At 73.2% G+C, this 500-nt stretch carries 1 protein-coding gene; it reads left to right on the top strand.

The genetic code is table 11. From position 1 onward, the window contains the following. Positions 1-500, top strand: a 500-nt coding sequence (locus tag RF646_RS13490) for a M20/M25/M40 family metallo-hydrolase (protein WP_368836249.1), incomplete at both ends; no start/stop codon positions are given.

A 500-nucleotide genomic window follows, 5' to 3' on the forward strand; every position in this document is an offset into this window, starting at 1 on the left:
GTGGTCACCGTGGCGACCTTCCACGGCGGGCTCAAGGAGAACATCATCCCGGCCTCGGCCGAGTTCACGCTCAACGTGCGCACCTTCGACCCCGCCGTCCGGGACCACGTCCTGGGCGCGCTGCGGCGCATCATCGCCGCGGAGGCGGCGGCCTCGGGGGCCCCGGAGCCCACCATCGAGGAGCTCTCGACCTTCCCCCGCAACTACAACGACCCGGCGGCCACGGCCGCTCTCGTCGAGCGCTTCCGCGAGGTGCTGGGGGAGGACAACGTGGTGGAGGTCGAACCGATGATGGGCTCGGAGGACTTCGGGGCCCTCGGCGCGGCGATCGGGGTGCCCTCGGTGTTCTGGATGTTCGGCGGCCACGACGCCGCCACCCTCGAGGCGGAGGGGCCCGTGCCGGTGAACCACTCCCCGTTCTTCGCCCCGGCGCTCGAGCCGACGCTGTCCACCGGGGTGCGGGCCGCGCTCACCGCGATCCTCTCCCGCGTGGGCCGCTG

Origin of the sequence: Kocuria sp. CPCC 205261 (assembly GCF_040981025.1) — a bacterium.
GTDB lineage: Bacteria > Actinomycetota > Actinomycetes > Actinomycetales > Micrococcaceae > Kocuria > Kocuria marina.